At 59.5% G+C, this 16,984-nt stretch carries 13 protein-coding genes and 1 pseudogene; 5 read left to right on the forward strand and 9 right to left on the reverse strand.

Annotated elements, in window-relative coordinates; genetic code table 11:
* Window positions 1-409, forward strand: a pseudogene (locus BSK43_RS08850) (hypothetical protein); the annotation flags it as partial.
* 53 nt (window positions 410-462) lie between these two features.
* On the opposite strand, the gene BSK43_RS08855 reads toward BSK43_RS08850, so the two are convergent.
* Both BSK43_RS08855 and BSK43_RS08860 read right to left on the reverse strand, forming a co-directional pair.
* Complete coding sequence (locus BSK43_RS08855) at window positions 463-1,002, reverse strand: GNAT family N-acetyltransferase (protein WP_169055378.1); 540 nt, start codon at window positions 1,000-1,002, stop codon at window positions 463-465.
* Window positions 1,003-1,078: 76 nt separating this feature from the next.
* Window positions 1,079-1,972 carry a DMT family transporter gene (locus BSK43_RS08860; RefSeq protein WP_077471921.1) on the reverse strand — a complete coding sequence of 298 codons (894 nt, stop codon included), beginning with the start codon at window positions 1,970-1,972 and terminating at the stop codon, window positions 1,079-1,081.
* Between the two features lie 401 nt (window positions 1,973-2,373).
* On the opposite strand from BSK43_RS08860, the gene BSK43_RS08865 reads away from it, so the two are divergent.
* Genes BSK43_RS08865 through BSK43_RS08875 form a run of 3 tightly spaced genes read left to right on the forward strand, consistent with a single transcriptional unit; the run spans window position 2,374 to window position 5,569 of the window.
* Complete coding sequence (locus BSK43_RS08865; protein ID WP_077471879.1) at window positions 2,374-3,783, forward strand: circularly permuted type 2 ATP-grasp protein; 1,410 nt, start codon at window positions 2,374-2,376, stop codon at window positions 3,781-3,783.
* 7 nt (window positions 3,784-3,790) lie between these two features.
* Window positions 3,791-4,732 (forward strand): alpha-E domain-containing protein, encoded by a 942-nt coding sequence (locus tag BSK43_RS08870; RefSeq protein ID WP_068401249.1) that lies wholly within the window; start codon window positions 3,791-3,793, stop codon window positions 4,730-4,732.
* 12 nt (window positions 4,733-4,744) lie between these two features.
* Entirely contained in the window at window positions 4,745-5,569 is an 825-nt protein-coding gene (locus tag BSK43_RS08875; RefSeq protein ID WP_077471880.1) for a transglutaminase family protein, read from the forward strand.
* Window positions 5,570-5,730: 161 nt separating this feature from the next.
* Here the strand turns inward: BSK43_RS08875 and BSK43_RS08880 are convergent, their stop codons facing one another.
* Window positions 5,731-7,317, reverse strand: a complete 1,587-nt coding sequence (locus BSK43_RS08880) for a serine hydrolase (protein ID WP_246662522.1) — start codon at window positions 7,315-7,317, stop codon at window positions 5,731-5,733.
* A 314-nt stretch (window positions 7,318-7,631) separates the two neighbouring features.
* Between BSK43_RS08880 and BSK43_RS08885 the strand changes: the two genes are divergently transcribed.
* Complete coding sequence (locus tag BSK43_RS08885; RefSeq protein ID WP_077471881.1) at window positions 7,632-8,378, forward strand: hypothetical protein; 747 nt, start codon at window positions 7,632-7,634, stop codon at window positions 8,376-8,378.
* A gap of 107 nt (window positions 8,379-8,485) precedes the next feature.
* On the opposite strand, the gene araD is transcribed toward BSK43_RS08885, so the two are convergent.
* The 6 genes from araD to chvE all read right to left on the reverse strand — a co-directional run bounded on the left by araD (window position 8,486) and on the right by chvE (window position 16,821).
* On the reverse strand, window positions 8,486-10,231 hold the full coding sequence (araD, locus tag BSK43_RS08890) for an L-arabinonate dehydratase (RefSeq protein WP_068401259.1): 1,746 nt from the start codon (window positions 10,229-10,231) through the stop codon (window positions 8,486-8,488).
* A gap of 63 nt (window positions 10,232-10,294) precedes the next feature.
* Window positions 10,295-11,728, reverse strand: a complete 1,434-nt coding sequence (locus tag BSK43_RS08895; RefSeq protein WP_077471882.1) for an aldehyde dehydrogenase family protein — start codon at window positions 11,726-11,728, stop codon at window positions 10,295-10,297.
* A 66-nt stretch (window positions 11,729-11,794) separates the two neighbouring features.
* Window positions 11,795-12,793 carry an AraD1 family protein gene (gene araD1, locus BSK43_RS08900; protein ID WP_077471923.1) on the reverse strand — a complete coding sequence of 333 codons (999 nt, stop codon included), beginning with the start codon at window positions 12,791-12,793 and terminating at the stop codon, window positions 11,795-11,797.
* Between the two features lie 117 nt (window positions 12,794-12,910).
* Window positions 12,911-14,116, reverse strand: a complete 1,206-nt coding sequence (gene mmsB / locus BSK43_RS08905) for a multiple monosaccharide ABC transporter permease (protein ID WP_077471883.1) — start codon at window positions 14,114-14,116, stop codon at window positions 12,911-12,913.
* Window positions 14,113-15,651, reverse strand: coding sequence for a multiple monosaccharide ABC transporter ATP-binding protein (gene mmsA / locus BSK43_RS08910; RefSeq protein ID WP_077471884.1), 1,539 nt, complete (start codon window positions 15,649-15,651; stop codon window positions 14,113-14,115). The genes mmsB and mmsA overlap by 4 nt, the downstream gene beginning before the upstream one ends.
* A gap of 105 nt (window positions 15,652-15,756) precedes the next feature.
* Complete coding sequence (gene chvE, locus BSK43_RS08915) at window positions 15,757-16,821, reverse strand: multiple monosaccharide ABC transporter substrate-binding protein (protein ID WP_068401271.1); 1,065 nt, start codon at window positions 16,819-16,821, stop codon at window positions 15,757-15,759.
* Between the last annotated feature and the right edge of the window lie 163 nt (window positions 16,822-16,984).

A 16,984-nucleotide genomic window follows, 5' to 3' on the forward strand; every position in this document is an offset into this window, starting at 1 on the left:
CCGGCTCGCCCGGCCCGTCGTCCTCACCGCGAAGGTGAAGCCGGCGAAGGCCGCGCTCACAACGGCGAGCGCCAGGAGCGTCGTCCGCAGTGCGAAAAACAACCGCAATGCCGACTTCCGTGGTCAGCGCCGCGACGAACGCACGCCGCGTCCGGAAGTGGACAACGACCTCGCTTCGACCTCGGATTTCCGTCCGGCCAAGAAGCCGCATCACAGCGGTCCGGCGAACGCCAATGGCGCAGCCCATGAAGCCGGTCATCGCGGCCCTCGTCACGCTCACGGCCGCCCCACGGGTCGCCATGAAGACCGTGGCCAGAACGCCCAGGGCGAACAGCGCAACGATCGCGGCAACGGCGGCATGAAGCGCCGCGGCCCCGGCAATGGCGGCCAGCGTCGCGAACGTGCCTGATTTAATCTTGATTGAATGAGGAAGGGGGCCAAACGGCCCCCTTTTTTTATTGGCTATGAAGCCTGATCCCGGAGGCTTAGCGCCAAAGCTGGGATGTCGCTCCATAGATATGCGATCTGGCTGACCGCGGCTTGACCGAGAGCGAGCGGCTCCGCCACTACCGGCTGGCCACGCAAGCGCTCGTAGAAAACCCTGTTCGGGTTGTTCTCCAGCGCCAGAGCCAGCAATCCCTCGTATCCCCTGCCTTCGAGATCCCTTGTCACCTTCGCGAAAAGAGCTGAGCCTATCTTGCGACGCTGATGGGCGGGCAGAAGATAAAGCGCATAGATTTCGGCTTCCTGCGGGAAGTCCGGATGTCGGCTCGGCCCTCCGCTGGCAAAGCCAACGACTCCGCCGTTTTCATCCTCAGCCACATAATAAACCACGTCGGGATGGTCGAGGTAGCGGCGGTGACGCTGTTCCTGCCGGCTCTGCGACATGCCTTCAAGAAAATCCGCGGGCAGCAGGCCGGCAAAGGTCGCCCTCCAGGCATCGACGACGACACGTGCAATACCGGGCAAATCATCGTCAACAGCGGACCTGATCCTGATCATCACCATAGCCTTCTGCCGAGAGCCATTTGCCAGTGAGAGAGCGGCGCCGGCAAAATCTCACAAAATAAAATATAGCCTATTCCGGCACGATATCCGCAGTGCGCCGATTGGTGAGATAGACGCCAAGCACCACGACCGCCGTGCCGATGATGATCGGCAGCGTCAGCGGTTCGCCGAAAGCGATTGCCGCTTCGATGGCGACGGCGGGGGGCATCAGGTAGATCAGCGATGCCGCGCGCGAGACCTGGCCTCGGCGGATGAGATAGAGCAATAGGCCGACAGCCCCCATCGACAGGCCGAAGACCGACCAGAGAAGCGAGAGAATTGCCGTCTGCGTGCCGTCAAAACGCAATCCTTCGAATATGAAGGCCAGCGGCACGGTAACGATCAGCGCGCCGACATATTGCAGTGTCGCAATGGTCCTGAGATCTCCGGTCTGCAGGTGCCGCTTCTGGTAAAGCGTACCATAGGTCACCGAAACCATCGCCAGCAGATTGACGACGAGCGGAACCGCGGCCTGCCAGAGATCGGCAGTTCCCGAGGTCAGCAGTTTTGGCGAGATGGCAATCGCGATACCGACAAAGCCGAGCAGCAGACCGACGCGCTGGATGGGTTGTAGGCGTTCGTTGACGAGGAACGGCGCCGCCATGGCGGTCATCAGCGGCTGCAGGGCTGCGATGATGCCGGAAATTCCGGCCGGCACGCCCTGGGCGATCGCCCACCAGAGACCGGCCAGATAGATGCCGTGCAGGAAGATGCCGGAATAGATGGCCCGAAACACGCTCGACCAATCGCGCGGCCACCGCGCGCCCGTGAACGAACAGAGCAGTACGAATGCCACCGCCGAAAGGCTGTAGCGGATCATCAGAAAGGTGAACGGCCCCGAATGCTGTGAGGCATATTTGGCGACGATCCAGCCGGTGGACCAGAGAAGGACGAAGATCGCCGGCGCGAGTTTATCGAGGGACATGGAAAGCGGACCGATATGTGTTTGGCGCGTCGGAGCCGGAATCGGGATCGAACTCGGAATGTCGCGCGGAGGGGCTGAAGGCTGATAGCCGATGGCGGCGGCACGGTCAAAATCCATCTGCTGAAAGCAGCCATCAATTTTTCTTCACCCGGCGGCGAACCATCGCTCCCTATCCTGGAGCTTCCGGTACCATCGAAGCAGTTGGACCGCAAAAGAAGCAGATGCTCAAATTTTGATCCGCACATTGCGGCAATAACCGGCCAACAACAAGCGCGTTAATCCTAAATGCCTGCAAATCCGGCATTTTCCGGCACCACGAAATTCGTACCGGCAACTGCGCATACTTCTTGCATTGTAAAAACCATTGTATTCAAATGGGTAAAAACACGGGGACCGCGCCTTTGGCATTTGATGAAATGATTACTGCGGATGAAAGTCCGCGCGAACCTTACGAGAAATACTTCGAGTGGTACTCCGGCCAGGATAGAGGCCACCTCATTGCCAAATCCCGAGATGCGGAAAACATCTTCCGAAAAACGGGCATTACCTTCGCGGTCTACGGACACGCAGACTCCTCCGAAAAGCTCATCCCCTTCGACATCATACCCCGCATCATATCAGGCAGCGAATGGCGCAAGCTCGCCCAGGGCATCGAACAGCGGGTCATCGCCCTCAACGCTTTCCTCTATGACATCTATCACAAGCAGGAAATCATCCGCGCCGGGCGCGTCCCACGCGAGCTGATCGAGCGGAATGATGCCTTCCTGCCCGAGATGATCGGCTTTCGTCCGCCGGGCGGCGTCTATACCCATATCGTCGGCACCGACATCGTGCGCACCGGCGAAGACCAGTTCTACGTGCTCGAGGATAATGCCCGCACGCCGTCCGGTGTCAGCTATATGCTGGAAAACCGCGAAACGATGATGCAGATGTTTCCGGAGTTGTTCCACCAGAACAAGGTGCGGCGGGTCGAAGACTATCCGTTGCAGCTGCGCCAGAGCCTCGCCTCGCTCGCCCCTCCCGGCTGCAAGGGCAAGCCGCGCGTCGCGGTGCTGACGCCGGGCATCTACAATTCTGCCTATTACGAGCATTCCTTCCTCGCCGACATGATGGGCGTGGAACTGGTGGAAGGCTCGGATCTGCGCGTCATCGACGGCAAGGTGAAGATGCGCACCACGCGCGGCTACGAGGCCATCGACGTGCTCTATCGCCGCGTCGACGATGATTTCCTCGATCCCCTCACCTTCCGCGCGGATTCGGCGCTTGGCATTCCAGGCATCATGGATGTCTATCGCGCCGGCCATATCACCATCGCCAATGCGCCGGGCACCGGTATTTCCGACGACAAGGCGATCTATTCCTACATGCCGGAGATCGTCGAATTCTACACCGGCCGCAAGCCGATCCTCGAGAATGTGCCGACCTGGCGCTGTTCGGAGCCCGACAGCCTGAAATATGTGCTGGAGAACCTCGCCGATCTCGTCGTCAAGGAAGTCCACGGCTCCGGCGGCTACGGCATGCTCGTGGGTCCCACAGCCTCGAAGAAGGAGCGGACGGAATTTGCCGAGAAGCTGAAGAGCAGGCCGAACAACTATATCGCCCAGCCGACGCTGTCTCTGTCGACCGTGCCGATCCTCGTCAACAAGGGCATTGCGCCGCGCCATGTCGACCTGCGCCCCTATGTGCTGGTCTCCGACAAGGTGCGGATCATCCCCGGCGGTCTGACCCGCGTAGCCTTGAAGGAAGGCTCGCTGGTGGTCAATTCCAGCCAGGGCGGCGGCACCAAAGACACCTGGGTTCTGGAGGACTGAGACGGACATGCTTGGAAGAACCGCCAATGGCCTCTACTGGATGTTCCGTTACATCGAGCGAGCAGAAAACATAGCCCGTCTTGTCGACGCCGGTCAGCGCATGTCGCTGACGCGGAGCGACGCGGTCGATGACGATTGGGACGGCGTGCTGCAAAGCGCCGGCGTGCGCGACACCTATGACGAGGTGCACGGCAAGCTCACAGGAGCGGATGCGATCGATTACCTGATGCGTGATCGCTCCAATCCGTCGAGCGTCATGTCCTGCATCGAATATGGCCGCAACAATGCCCGCATGGTGCGCACGGCGCTGACCCGCGACACCTGGGAAGCGACCAACGAATGCTGGATCGAGCTGAAGGCGATGCTCGGCAAGCGCCTGAAAACCGCGGAACTGCCCGAGATGATCGACGTGATCAAGCGCCGTGCCGGGTTGATCCGTGGCGCCTTCCACGGCTCGATGCTGCGAAACGAGCTCTATAACTTCGCCCGCATGGGCACCTTCATCGAGCGCGCCGACAATACGGCCCGCATCCTCGACGTGAAATATTACGTCCTGCTGCCGTCCGTCTCCTATGTCGGCTCATCGCTCGACAACGCGCAATGGGAATCGATCCTGCGATCGGTCTCGGCACACCGGGCTTACAAGTGGGCCTACGATCCCGAATATACGCCGGCCAACATCGCCGACTTCTTGATCCTCAACGGTCAGATGCCGCGTTCGCTGGCCTACTGCTATGAGAAGATCGTCGGCAACATCACCTTTCTGACCGCCGATTACGAGAAGCGGCTGCCGGCGCACGATACGGCGGAAGCCATTCGCCAGATGCTGCAGAAGCTCACGATCAAGAACATCATGGATCAGGGCCTGCATGAATTCCTGGAGGATTTCGTCCTGCGCAACAACAAGCTCGGCGCGGAAATCTCCGACGGCTACCGGTTCTATCAGTAAGCGGGCGACATCATGAAACTGACGATCAGCCACATCACCGAATATCGCTACGATGAACCGTCGCAATTCTCGCTGCAGCGCCTGCGTCTGACGCCGCTGACCGGCGCCGGCCAGACCGTTCTCGACTGGAAGCTCACGGTCGAAGGCGCCCGTCCGGAAGTGGAATATGACGACCAGTTCGCCAATCGAGTGACGCTCGTCTCACTCGATGGCGAACAGGATTCGACCCGGATCGTCGCCACCGGCGAAATCGAAACGCAGGATCTCAACGGCGTTACCGGCCTGCACAGCGGCTTCGGCCCACTCTGGCTCTTCCTGCGGGATACGCCGCGCACCAAGGCCGGCAAGCTGACGAAGGAGATGCTGCGTGGCGTCTCCGGAGACAATGAACTCGGCAGGATGCACGCGCTGATGAGCGCTATCCATCAGACGGTGGAATACAAGCCCGGCACCAGCGACACGGAAACAACGGCCGAACAGGCGCTTGAAAAGAAGAGCGGCGTCTGCCAGGATCACGCCCATATCTTCATCGCTGCCGCCCGCGCATTGCGCATTCCGGCGCGCTACGTCTCTGGCTATTTGATGATGGAAGGCAAGAACGAGCAGGCCGCCACCCACGCCTGGGCGGAGGCGCATATTCCCGGTCTTGGTTGGGTCGGCTTCGACCCTGCCAACGACGTCTGCCCCGACGAGCGCTACGTCCGCATTGCCACCGGCCTCTGCTACCGCGACGCTGCTCCCGTCTCCGGCATGCGCCTGGGAATGCCGGGCGAAAGCCTCACGGTCAAGGTGACTGTCGCAAACCAGGGACAGAGCCAGAGTCAGACCCAAAGCTGATTGCGGCAAGCTGAGCTGAAATTATTCCCGCAAAGCATTCTGCATGCTTAGATGCGGAACTCTCGCTGCACTTGGAATGCTTGCGGCATCGCGAATTGGTTATGCCGACGCTTGAACGATCCATCTCAAACATCTCGGCCGACGACCGCCGCGCTTGTCGCCTAGTTGGCCACCTGCTCGCCGTCTACCGATACATCTTCGCCCTCACCCACATCGACAGTGCGCAGAAAATGCAGCTTCCTGCCGCTAAATGTCAGGACGAGTTTTTGCTGTTCGCCGAATCCCAAAATCGGCGCATCGATCACGAATGTCTGTGCATTCAGCCATGTTCCCTTGGCTTCGATGATGTGGCCAATGGCAGGATCGGAAAGCTTTGGCGGCCCTTTGCGATAAAGTCCATCCAGCCCGATCGGAAAGCTGTATCTGACCGACGAGCCAGCGGGATAGTGCAACGAGAACTCGACGTCGAAATGCGCGCGAGGCTGCGCCAGATCGAGCATGAACGACTTCAAACCAAACGCGTTTTCAGACAACTTGTAAGTCTTTCCGGAGATCGCGGCGGCGATCTCAGGCGTTGGGCCGACGGGTGTCGGTTTTTCGACGGCGGCTTCCTTGATGACATCAGCAAGTTGCGCCGCGGCATTCTGGTTCGACGGCAGCGCCACGTCGGACCTGGCCGCGCTGGAGACGGCATTGATCAGGACCTTGTAATCAACCTGCTTTCTGGCCGTGGTCACCACCACGGCATCCAGCTCGGGAAACACCATGATCAACTGGCCGTTTTTGCCGTTCGCCATGTAGGCGTGCCTGTCGGGAAATACCCAAATGAAGTTCGTATAGCTCTCGTTGGGATCGTCCGACGCATGCACATTGACGAGCCTGTGGCTCAGAATATCCGTCCACCCCGATGGAAGCAGCTGCTTTCCTTCCCATTCACCATGCCGCAGATACAGATAGCCGATCTTCGCCATGTCGCGCGGCAGCAGATAGAGCATCCCCTCGCCTTTGGAGAGACCTTGGGGATCGCGCTCCCAATGCCAGTCAACAATGCCTAACGGCGCCAAAAGCCTTTCCCTTGCATAGTCCTCGGCGGGCTTGCCGGTCAGCCCGGTGATAACTGCCGAAACGATATCCGGGTTGCCGTTGCTATAGGTGAAAACCTCTCCCGGTGCGTGCGCCATGGGACGATCCAGAATGAACTGGGTCCAGTTGGAGCTTCGTGCCAGATCGAACATCGTCTGCTGCTTGCCGCCCTCGAACCCCTGGTCCCAATCCAGCCCAGGGGTCATGTCCAAAAGATTCTGAACCGTGATGCCTTTCTTCCGGTCGTCGACATTCGCGATCTGGCGATCGGTGAAAAAATCCAGCACTGGATGATCGAGGCTATCGAGCAGGCCATCTTTATAGACCATCCCGAGAAGAGTGCCGGTGATCGCTTTCGTCGAAGAAAACAGGTTGTGCGAGATATCGCCGGTGTAAGGGGCGTAATAGGCCTCGGTGACAATCCTCCCGTGACGTACGACGAGGAGGCTGTCGAAGCTGTTGCGCGCGCCATAGGCGACGAGTTTGGCAAGAGCCGCTGAGTCCATGCCCTGCTCTTCCGGTGTAGACGTCAGCCATTCCTTGGTCGGCCAGATTGATTGGTCCGGGTCCTGCGCGCGGGCTGGCCCGAATTGAGCGACAGCGAACAAAGCAGATAAACTTAAGACTACGCTCAGAACAAATCGCTTCCTGACCTGCATGCCCATGATGATCTCCGATCACGCAAACACTATCCCCACAGGCGCTAGGCAATACACTATGCGCAGATTGCCACGCATGCCTAGCCCGTTCGCCACGGACCTTTGCTGTCGCGACGCCGGGTCTCTGGCCTGCGCGTGGCGGCGCCAAGGTAAGAGTCTCGAGCCAGGAACCTGTTCAAAGGCAGAGTTAAGGCATAGGTTCAGCCTGCGAAAAAGCTCATCTGGTAGCTGCATAAAAAACAGGATTGTCCATATTGCATTTGAGAACGGTCGCCTGGTCACTAGGTTTTCTGTGCATTCTAGCACTGCTTGGCGCTTCGATGACGTTGCCGCTCCAAGACGCCTATGTCGTGAAGCTCGACATTCGTCTAATGCCGGCAAGCCCAACCCATCTCTTAGGGACAGACGAGCTGGGGCGAGATTTCTTCTCCAGATTCGTAGCGGGAAGCGAATATACGGTTCTTACCGGACTGATGACAACGCTTCTGGCCGGCGTCTCGGGATGGCTCCTGGGGCGTGCCGCACAGGCAGCCCCAATACGCTTCGGCCGTCTGGTCGTGATACTCGCTCACATCTGTTTCATCGCTCCATCATTTTTGCTCGCGCCCCGCTGGCTAGGTCGTTTGCTGATGATTGTACTGTCCCTTTTCTCCGCTTTGCCATTGTTCATCATTACGCTGATTGTGATCGGCTTCGGAAAATTGAGTGGCGTGGCAGCTTCGTTTGCACTCGGGCCTCTGTTCGGAGTGGGGATCGCCTACATCATTTCGCGCGACGATTGCTTGAGTTCGCTGGCTTCCGAAGCGGATGGAAGAAGTCAATTCCTGCGACTTGTTGCTCTCACGGCACCCGTTTTCGCATGGAGCACCTATTTCCTGGCGATACTCGACATTCTGGGACTCGGGGTGCAGCCACCTCAATCAAGCTGGGGAAACATGCTCGGCGCGCAGAGTATATCCTCTTGGCCCCAGGCCGCTGCGGGGCTTGGCTTTTTGGTCATTGGAATGACGGCGTTTACTTTCAGCAATGCAATCGCACGCGGGCAGAACGAAACATTGAACGTCTAATTCGCAAAACAAGAAGCCATCGGATCGACTCTGCAATCTATTGGCTTTGCAAATGACAAAGGGGCGGAACTTTCATCCCGCCCCTCTTCAATTCCAAGCATCAATCTTCAGTGGCTGTCGCGGTTGTTCGGGATTTCCGAGCCGCGTGGGCCGACGAGGAAGTCGAGGTCGGCGCCGGTGTCGGCCTGCATGACCGACTTCACATAGAGACCGCCGTAACCGCCATTGAGTGGCTTGACCGGGGAAACCCAGGCGGCGCGACGCTTGGCCATTTCCTCGTCCGAGATCTCGAGCTGGATCGTGCGGGCGGGAACGTCGACGGCGATGATGTCGCCGTTCTGGACAAGCGCCAGCGGTCCGCCATCGGCGGCTTCCGGAGCGGTGTGCAGGATCACGGTGCCGTAGGCGGTGCCCGACATGCGCGCATCGGAAATGCGGATCATATCGGTGATCCCCTTCTTCAGCACCTTCGGCGGCAGGCCCATATTGCCGACTTCGGCCATGCCCGGATAACCCTTCGGGCCGCAATATTTCAGCACCATGATACAGTTCTCGTCGATGTCGAGATCGTCGCGGTTGATGCGGGCGTGATAGTCCTCGATGCTTTCGAAGACGACGGCGCGACCCTTGTGCTGCATCAGGTGCGGCGAAGCGGCCGACGGCTTTAGGACAGCGCCCTTTGGCGCGAGATTGCCGCGCAGGACCGCAATACCGCCCGACTGGGTCAGCGCCTTCTCTCTGGGAACAATGACGTCGTCATTGTAGTTGACGACATCCTTGACCCCGGCCCAGATGCTTTCGCCGGTAACGGTGATCGCATCCTTGTGGAGCAGACCCATCTCTCCCACGGCCTTGATGACGACGGGCAGACCGCCGGCATAGTAGAACTCTTCCATCAGGTGCTTGCCCGAAGGCTGCAGGTTGACGATCGTCGGCACTTCGCGGCCCAGGCGATCCCAGTCGTCGAGCGACAGGTCGACGCCGATGCGGCCGGCAAGCGCCAGCAGGTGCAGCACGGCATTTGTGGAGCCACCGACGGCGCCGTTGACGCGGATGGCGTTTTCGAACGCTTCCTTGGTCAGGATATCGGAGGGCTTTAGATCTTCCTTGACCATGTCGACGATGCGGCGGCCTGACAGCTGCGAGATGACGCGACGGCGTGCATCAACTGCCGGGATGGCGGCATTGCCCGGCAAGGTCATGCCAAGCGCTTCGGCCATCGACGCCATGGTCGAGGCCGTACCCATGGTCATACAGCTGCCGGCCGAACGGGCCATGCCCTGCTCCGCATCCATGAACTCGTCCAGCGACATCTCGCCGGACTTGACCATTTCCGAGAACTGCCAGATCGCCGTGCCCGAACCGACATCCTTGCCGCGCCACTTGCCGTTCAGCATCGGACCGCCGGAGACCAGGATGACAGGGATATCGACGGAAGCAGCACCCATCAGCAGGCTCGGCGTGGTCTTGTCGCAGCCGCCAAGCAGCACGACGCCATCGACCGGATTGCCTCGGATCGCCTCTTCGACGTCCATGGCCGCGAGGTTGCGGAACATCATCGCCGTCGGGCGCAACGTGCTTTCACCGACCGAGAAGACCGGGAACTCGACCGGAAAGCCGCCTGCTTCATAAACGCCGCGCTTCACGCGCTCTGCAAGATCGCGCAGATGCGCGTTGCAGGGTGTCAGCTCCGACCAGGTATTACAGATGCCGATGATCGGGCGGCCGTCGAACGTGTCGGCCGGCAGGCCCTGGTTCTTCATCCAGGAGCGATGCATGATCGCGTTCTTGCCGGTGCCGCCGAACCAGTCGTAGGAACGCAGCTTGCGCGGCCATTCAGCTTTCTTCTTCATAGTCTCAGTACCTTTTGTGTCGCCCGGGCCGCCTCGTTCGCGCCCGGGCTTTGAATTCGATGGTCAGGCCAGCGTGTATGCGGTCTTGACCGTGGTGAAGAATTCGGCGGCATATTTGCCCTGCTCGCGCGGACCGAAAGACGAGCCCTTGCGGCCGCCAAAGGGCACGTGGAAGTCGACGCCTGCCGTCGGCAGGTTGACCATCACCATGCCGGCCTCCGCATTGCGCTTGAAATGCGTCGCATGCTTCAGGCTTGTCGTCGCAATGCCGGAGGACAGGCCGAATGGCGTGTCGTTGGCGACAGCGAGAGCCTCTTCGTAATCCTTGACCCGGATGACCGAGGCAACCGGCCCGAAGATCTCTTCGCGGCTGATGCGCATCTGGTTGGTCGCTTCGGTGAAGAGCGTCGGCTGCAGATAGAAGCCGGGCGTGTCGCGGCTGATAAGCTCGCCGCCGAAGGCAAGCTTAGCGCCTTCTTGGCGGCCGATCTCGATATAGTCGGTGTCGGTCTTCAACTGCTTGGCATCGACGACCGGGCCGATATGCGTGCCGGCCTTGACGGCATTGTCGACATTCAACGTCTTCAGCTTTTCCGTCAGCGCTGCCACGAACTTGTCGTGAATGCCTTCGGTGACGATGAGGCGCGACGATGCCGTACAGCGCTGACCGGTCGAGAAGAAGGCGGAATTGGCGGCGGCTTCAACCGCGACCGTCAGATCGGCATCGTCAAGCACGACCATCGGGTTCTTGCCGCCCATTTCGAGCTGATACTTGCGGCCATGCTCGACGGAGGAGAGCGCCACGCGCTTGCCGGTGCCGACCGAACCGGTGAAGGTAAGGCCCGAGAGCACCGGGCTGTCGAGCATAGCCTGGCCGACGACCGAGCCCTTGCCCATGACGAGGTTCAGGACACCTTTCGGCAGGCCGGCGCGATGCAGGATATCGACGACGGCCCACGAGCAGCCGGGCACCAGATCGGCCGGCTTGAAGACGATGGTGTTGCCGTAGCAGAGCGCCGGCGCGATCTTCCAGGCCGGAATGGCGATCGGGAAGTTCCAGGGCGTGATGATGCCGATGACGCCGAGCGGCTCGCGCGTGATCTCGACGCCGATATTCGGACGCACGGAGGGAAGCACCTCGCCCGCCAGGCGCAGCGCCTCGCCGGCAAAGAAATCGAAGATCTGCGCGGCGCGGATGGTCTCGCCGATCGCTTCGGGAAGCGTCTTGCCCTCTTCGCGGGCCAGCAGCGCGCCGAGCTCGTCCTTGCGCGCCAGGATCTCGTCGCTGGTCTTTCTCAGGATGGAATGACGCTCGAGAATGCCAGAGCGGGACCATGCGGGGAATGCGGCCTTGGCGGCAGCAATCGCGTCGGCGACATCCTGAACGCTGGCGCTGGCATAAAGACCGACGACCTCGTTGGTGTCAGATGGGTTGATATTTTCGGCGCCGGCGGAACCGGTCCACTCGCCGGCGATCAGATTCTGATGAATGGTCATGGCATCATGCCTTCCTGGGTCGTGTTGGAAACGCCCGGCCGATGCTTGCGGCCGGGCTTCGACGAATTACAGCTGGCGAACAGCCACTTCCTCTTCGGCGGCAACCGCCAGCGGATTGCGCAACGGCAGGCCGAACTCCGCGACTTCGATCTCGAACACATCACCCGCTTCCGGCTTGATGCCCTCGGCAAAGGAGAGCGTCGCCGTGCCAAACATATGCACATGCACATCGCCGGGGGCGCGGAACAGTCCGTATTTGAAGTGGTGGTATTCGAGGTTTGCGAAGGTATGCGACATGTTCGCCTCGCCCGAAAGGAACGGCTTTTCGAAGATCACCTTGTCGCCGCGCTTGATGCGCGATGTGCCGCGAATATCCTCCGGCGCCGCGCCGATTCGGATTTCCGGACCGAAGCTTGCCGGGCGCAGCTTGGAATGGGCGAGATAGAGATAGTTGATCCGCTCGGTGACGTGATCGGAAAACTCGTTCGACAGCGCAAAGCCGATGCGGAACGGCGAGCCGTCCTTGGCGATGACATAGATACCGGCCATTTCAGGCTCTTCGCCACCATCGAGCGCGAAGGAAGGCGATACCAGTGCTGCACCCGGTGCTGCGGCGCCATAGCCGTTGCCCTTGTAGAACCATTCCGGCTGCACGCCCTTCTCACCGTCCTTAGGCTTGCCGCCCTCGATGCCCATCCTGAACATCTTCATGGAGTCGGTCAGCGTCTCTTCAGCCGCTTCCGTCGTCTTCTTGTGCATGGAGTCACGGGTGGCGGCCGAGCCGAGATGCGTGAGGCCCGTGCCGGTCAGATGCAAGTGGGCGGCGTCCGGATGCGTGATAGGCGGTAGAAAGCGACCTTCGGCATAGACCTTTTCCAGATCGATCGCTTCGCCAAGACCATGCGCCTCGATGACGGATGCCAGCGACTTGCCGCTATCAGCGGCTTCCAAAGCGAGCTTGTAGACGCTGCCGCCATTGACGACAGCCTTGGCAATTTCGCCTGGCCCGTTGCGGACCGCCACGACGATCTCGCCGTTCGAACCCTTGATCTGCGAGATGAGCATGTCTTTCATCCTTTCCTATCAGACAGAGAACGGATGCAGTTTACCGTTCCGGCTCTCAGCGAGAGCCGGACTCTGTCATGGATTTGGTTTTAAAGTTTCGGCCGGTCGCTTAAGCGATCAACCCTTGTTCTTGTTGTAAACGTCGATGAACACGGCAGCGAGCAGGACAGCACCCTTGATCATCTTCTGCGAGTCCGTCTGGTAGCCGAGGATCGACATGCCCTGGTTCAAGACACCCATGATCAAGGCGCCAATGACGGCACCGGTCACCTTGCCGACGCCGCCGGAAGCAGACGCGCCGCCGATGAAGCAGGCCGCGATCACGTCGAGCTCCAGACCGTCACCGCCCTTGGCGGTTGCCGAATTCAGGCGCGTGGCGATGATGATGCCGGCGATGCTGGCAAGAATGCCCATGTTGATGAAGGTGTAGAACGTCAGGCGTCTTGTATCGATGCCCGAGAGCTTCGTCGCCTTTTCATTGCCGCCCATCGCATAGATGCGACGGCCGATCGTGGTGCGCTGCGTGGCGAAGGCATAGAGCGCGATCAGCAACAGCATGAGGATCAGAACGTTCGGCAGGCCTCTATAGGAAGAAATCTGGTAGCCGATGAAGATGGCCGCAGCTGCAACCACCAGATTCTGGCCGACAAAGAAGCTGAACGGCTCGACATCGATACCATGCTTCTCGTTCACGCTGCGGCGGCGCCACGACAGGAAGAACATGACGATCGGGATGGCGACGGTCAGCAAGATCGACGTCGAGTGAATGCCGCCCATATCGGTAAAGTCAGGAATGAAGCCGGTTGCGACGATCTGGAACGCCGGCGGGAACGGGCCGATACTGCTGCCGTTGCCGGTCGTGTTGATGATCGCATAGGTCAGGCCGCGGAAAACCAGCATGCCTGACAGTGTCACGATGAACGACGGAATGCGGTGATAGGCGATGAAATATCCATGCCAGGCGCCGACCGCGGCCCCCATCAGAAGACAAATGACCGTCGCGAGCGCCAGATTCATGTGCATCTGCACGACCAGCACGCCGGCGACCGCGCCAACGAAGCCGACAACGGAGCCGACCGACAGATCGATATGTCCAGCCACAATGACCAGCAGCATGCCCAGCGCCATGATGACGATGAACGAGTTCTGTAGAACGAGGTTGGTCAGGTTCTGCGGCCTGAACAGCACGCCGCCGGTCAGCCACTGAAACAACAGCATGATCACCACGAGCGCGATCAACATGCCGTATTCGCGAATATTGTTGCGGATATGATCGCCAACGGAGACGACGTGGCTTTCCGTGGCTGGGTTGGCCGAACTCATTGATGCTTCTCCCCTGAGCGCATGATAGCGCGCATGATGCTCTCCTGGCTCGCCTCTGCCTTTGGCAGTTCGGCGACGATGCGACCCTCGTTCATGACGTAGATGCGGTCGCAAGTGCCGAGAAGCTCGGGCATTTCCGATGAAATCATCAGAACGCCCTTTCCGTCGGCGGCAAGCTGGTTGATGATGGAATAGATTTCGTATTTTGCGCCGACGTCGATGCCGCGCGTGGGCTCATCGAGGATGAGCACGTCCGGATCGGAGAACAGCCATTTCGACAGCACCACCTTCTGCTGGTTGCCGCCGGACAGGTTGCCGGCCTCCTGGAAGACGCCCGCCGAGCGAATGCGCAGCTTGGAACGATAATTCGTCGCCACCTGCAGCTCCCGCACGTCGTCGATGACGGTCGCCTTGGAAACACCAAGCAGATTGGCGAGCGTCGTATTGTGCAGGATACTGTTCGACAGGACGAGACCGAGTTGCTTGCGGTCTTCCGTCACATAGGCAAGACCGGCATCGATCGCCTTGCGCACCGTGCTGGTGTCGACAAGCTTGCCTTCGAGGAAGACTTCGCCGCTGACCTTGTGGCCGTAGGACTTGCCGAACACGCTCATGGCGAATTCGGTGCGTCCCGCCCCCATCAGGCCGGCGATGCCGACAACCTCGCCCTTGCGCACATGGACGTTGATGTCGTGCAGGATCTGGCGATCGCGATGCTGCTGGTGAAAGGCGTTCCAGTTCTTCACTTCGAAGATCGTCTCGCCGATCGGAACCGAGCGCGGCGGATAGCGGTCGGCCAGCTCGCGGCCCACCATGTTGCGGATAATGATGTCTTCGCTGATCTCTTCCTCGTGACAGTTCAGCGTCTTCACCGTCATGCCGTCGCGCAGCACCGTGATCTCGTCGGCCACCTTGCGCACTTCGTTGAGCTTGTGCGTGATGATGATCGAGGTGATGCCCTGATTGCGGAACTCGATGAGAAGATTTAGGAGCGCATCGGAATCGCTTTCGTTGAGCGATGCCGTCGGCTCGTCGAGAATGAGCAGCTTGACGCTCTTCGACAGGGCCTTGGCGATCTCGACGAGCTGCTGCTTGCCGACGCCGATATCGGTCACGAGCGTATTCGGAGATTCCTTGAGGCCCACTTTGGAAAGGAGCTTCTTGGTGCGGGTGAAGGTTTCCTGCCAATTGATCATGCCATTGGCGACGACCTCATTGCCCAGGAAAATATTCTCGGCAATCGACAGCAGCGGCACGAGCGCCAGCTCCTGGTGAATGATGATAATGCCGATTTCTTCGGAGTCCTTGATGGTCTTGAACTGGCGGACCGCGCCGTCATAGTAGATGTCGCCGTCATAGCTGCCAGCCGGGTAGACGCCCGAAAGCACCTTCATCAGGGTGGACTTGCCGGCCCCGTTTTCCCCAACCAAAGCATGAATTTCGCCCTGACGGACCTTCAGATTGACATTTTCCAAAGCGTTCACACCGGGGAACGACTTGGTAATGCTCCGCATTTCGAGGATGGTATTGTCCATTGTCCGTATCCAACGCCGCGACCGAACATAGCAGACCGGGCGATCGTCTTAAATATCAGAGTCAGGGCTCGCTTTTCGGCGAGCCCTGACCGGTATATCGGAAAATTACTTCAGCTGGTCAGCCTTGTAGTAACCGCCCTCTACGAGAATCTTCTCATAGTTGGTCTTGTCAACTGCGACCGGGGTCAGCAGGTAGGACGGAACAACCTTGACGCCGTTGTCGTAGGTCTTCGTGTCGTTGACTTCAGGCGTCTTGCCTTCCATCAGAGCGTTGACCATGTCGACGGTGACCTTTGCGAGGTCACGGGTGTCCTTGAAGATCGTGGAGTGCTGTTCGCCAGCGATGATGGACTTGACCGAAGGAATTTCGGAGTCCTGGCCGGTGACGACAGGCAGCTTTACGCCGCCGGTGCCGTAGCCAACGCCCTTGAGCGAGGAGAGGATACCGATGGAGAGACCGTCATAAGGAGACAGAACGGCGTCGACGTGAGCGTCGGTGTAGTAGGCCGAAAGGAGGTTATCCATACGAGCCTGGGCCGTTGCCGGATCCCAACGTAGCGTGCCGACCTTGTCCATGCCCATCTGGCCAGACTTTACGACGAGCTTGCCGCTGTCGATGTAAGGCTTCAGAACCGACATTGCGCCGTCGTAGAAGAAGAAGGCGTTGTTGTCGTCAGGCGAACCGCCGAACAGTTCGATGTTGAACGGGCCCTTGCCATCCTTGAGGCCGAGAGCATCGACGATCGAGCCAGCCTGGAGAACGCCGACCTTGAAGTTGTCGAAGGTGGCGTAGTAGTCGACATTGCCGCTGTTGCGGATCAGGCGGTCATAGGCAATGACCTTGATGCCGGCATCATGAGCCTTCTGCAGAACGTCGGACAGCGTCGTACCGTCGATCGAAGCGACGACGAGAACCTTGTCGCCCTTGGTGACCATGTTTTCGATCTGCGAAAGCTGGTTCGGAATGTCGTCATCGCCATACTGCAGGTCGGTGCCGTAACCGGCAGCCTGGAGCTGCTTGACGATGTTGTTGCCGTCATCGATCCAGCGGGCCGAAGCCTTGGTCGGCATTGCGATACCAACCGTGCCCTTGTCAGCTGCGAAAGCAGGCGTGACGAGCGTAGCGACGCCGAGCGCAGCGCCGGCCATCAATGAGATAATGGATTTCATTACTCTCTCCCTTGTTGTTAATATCACGGACGAAAAAACGCCCGCCCGAAACTGCGGCAGGTTCCGTAGAAGGAATGCTTTACTTCCGATTGTGAGAAACGAAGTAGGTCTCCTCCACGCTCTCACGTGTTATGATCTGCAACCAGCGCACGATCGGCAAACT

This window comes from Rhizobium sp. P44RR-XXIV (assembly GCF_001999485.2).
GTDB lineage: Bacteria > Pseudomonadota > Alphaproteobacteria > Rhizobiales > Rhizobiaceae > Rhizobium.

Excerpts from the sequence above, each read along its gene's own strand:
- BSK43_RS08855 (WP_169055378.1), bottom strand. The coding sequence starts at position 1,002 with ATGATCAGGATCAGGTCCGCTGTTGACGATGATTTGCCCGGTATTGCA.
- BSK43_RS08860 (WP_077471921.1), bottom strand. The coding sequence starts at position 1,972 with ATGTCCCTCGATAAACTCGCGCCGGCGATCTTCGTCCTTCTCTGGTCC.
- BSK43_RS08870 (WP_068401249.1), top strand. The coding sequence starts at position 3,791 with ATGCTTGGAAGAACCGCCAATGGCCTCTACTGGATGTTCCGTTACATC.
- BSK43_RS08875 (WP_077471880.1), top strand. The coding sequence starts at position 4,745 with ATGAAACTGACGATCAGCCACATCACCGAATATCGCTACGATGAACCG.
- BSK43_RS08880 (WP_246662522.1), bottom strand. The coding sequence starts at position 7,317 with ATGGGCATGCAGGTCAGGAAGCGATTTGTTCTGAGCGTAGTCTTAAGT.
- BSK43_RS08885 (WP_077471881.1), top strand. The coding sequence starts at position 7,632 with ATGACGTTGCCGCTCCAAGACGCCTATGTCGTGAAGCTCGACATTCGT.
- araD (WP_068401259.1), bottom strand. The coding sequence starts at position 10,231 with ATGAAGAAGAAAGCTGAATGGCCGCGCAAGCTGCGTTCCTACGACTGG.
- BSK43_RS08895 (WP_077471882.1), bottom strand. The coding sequence starts at position 11,728 with ATGACCATTCATCAGAATCTGATCGCCGGCGAGTGGACCGGTTCCGCC.
- araD1 (WP_077471923.1), bottom strand. The coding sequence starts at position 12,793 with ATGCTCATCTCGCAGATCAAGGGTTCGAACGGCGAGATCGTCGTGGCG.
- mmsB (WP_077471883.1), bottom strand. The coding sequence starts at position 14,116 with ATGAGTTCGGCCAACCCAGCCACGGAAAGCCACGTCGTCTCCGTTGGC.
- mmsA (WP_077471884.1), bottom strand. The coding sequence starts at position 15,651 with ATGGACAATACCATCCTCGAAATGCGGAGCATTACCAAGTCGTTCCCC.
- chvE (WP_068401271.1), bottom strand. The coding sequence starts at position 16,821 with ATGAAATCCATTATCTCATTGATGGCCGGCGCTGCGCTCGGCGTCGCT.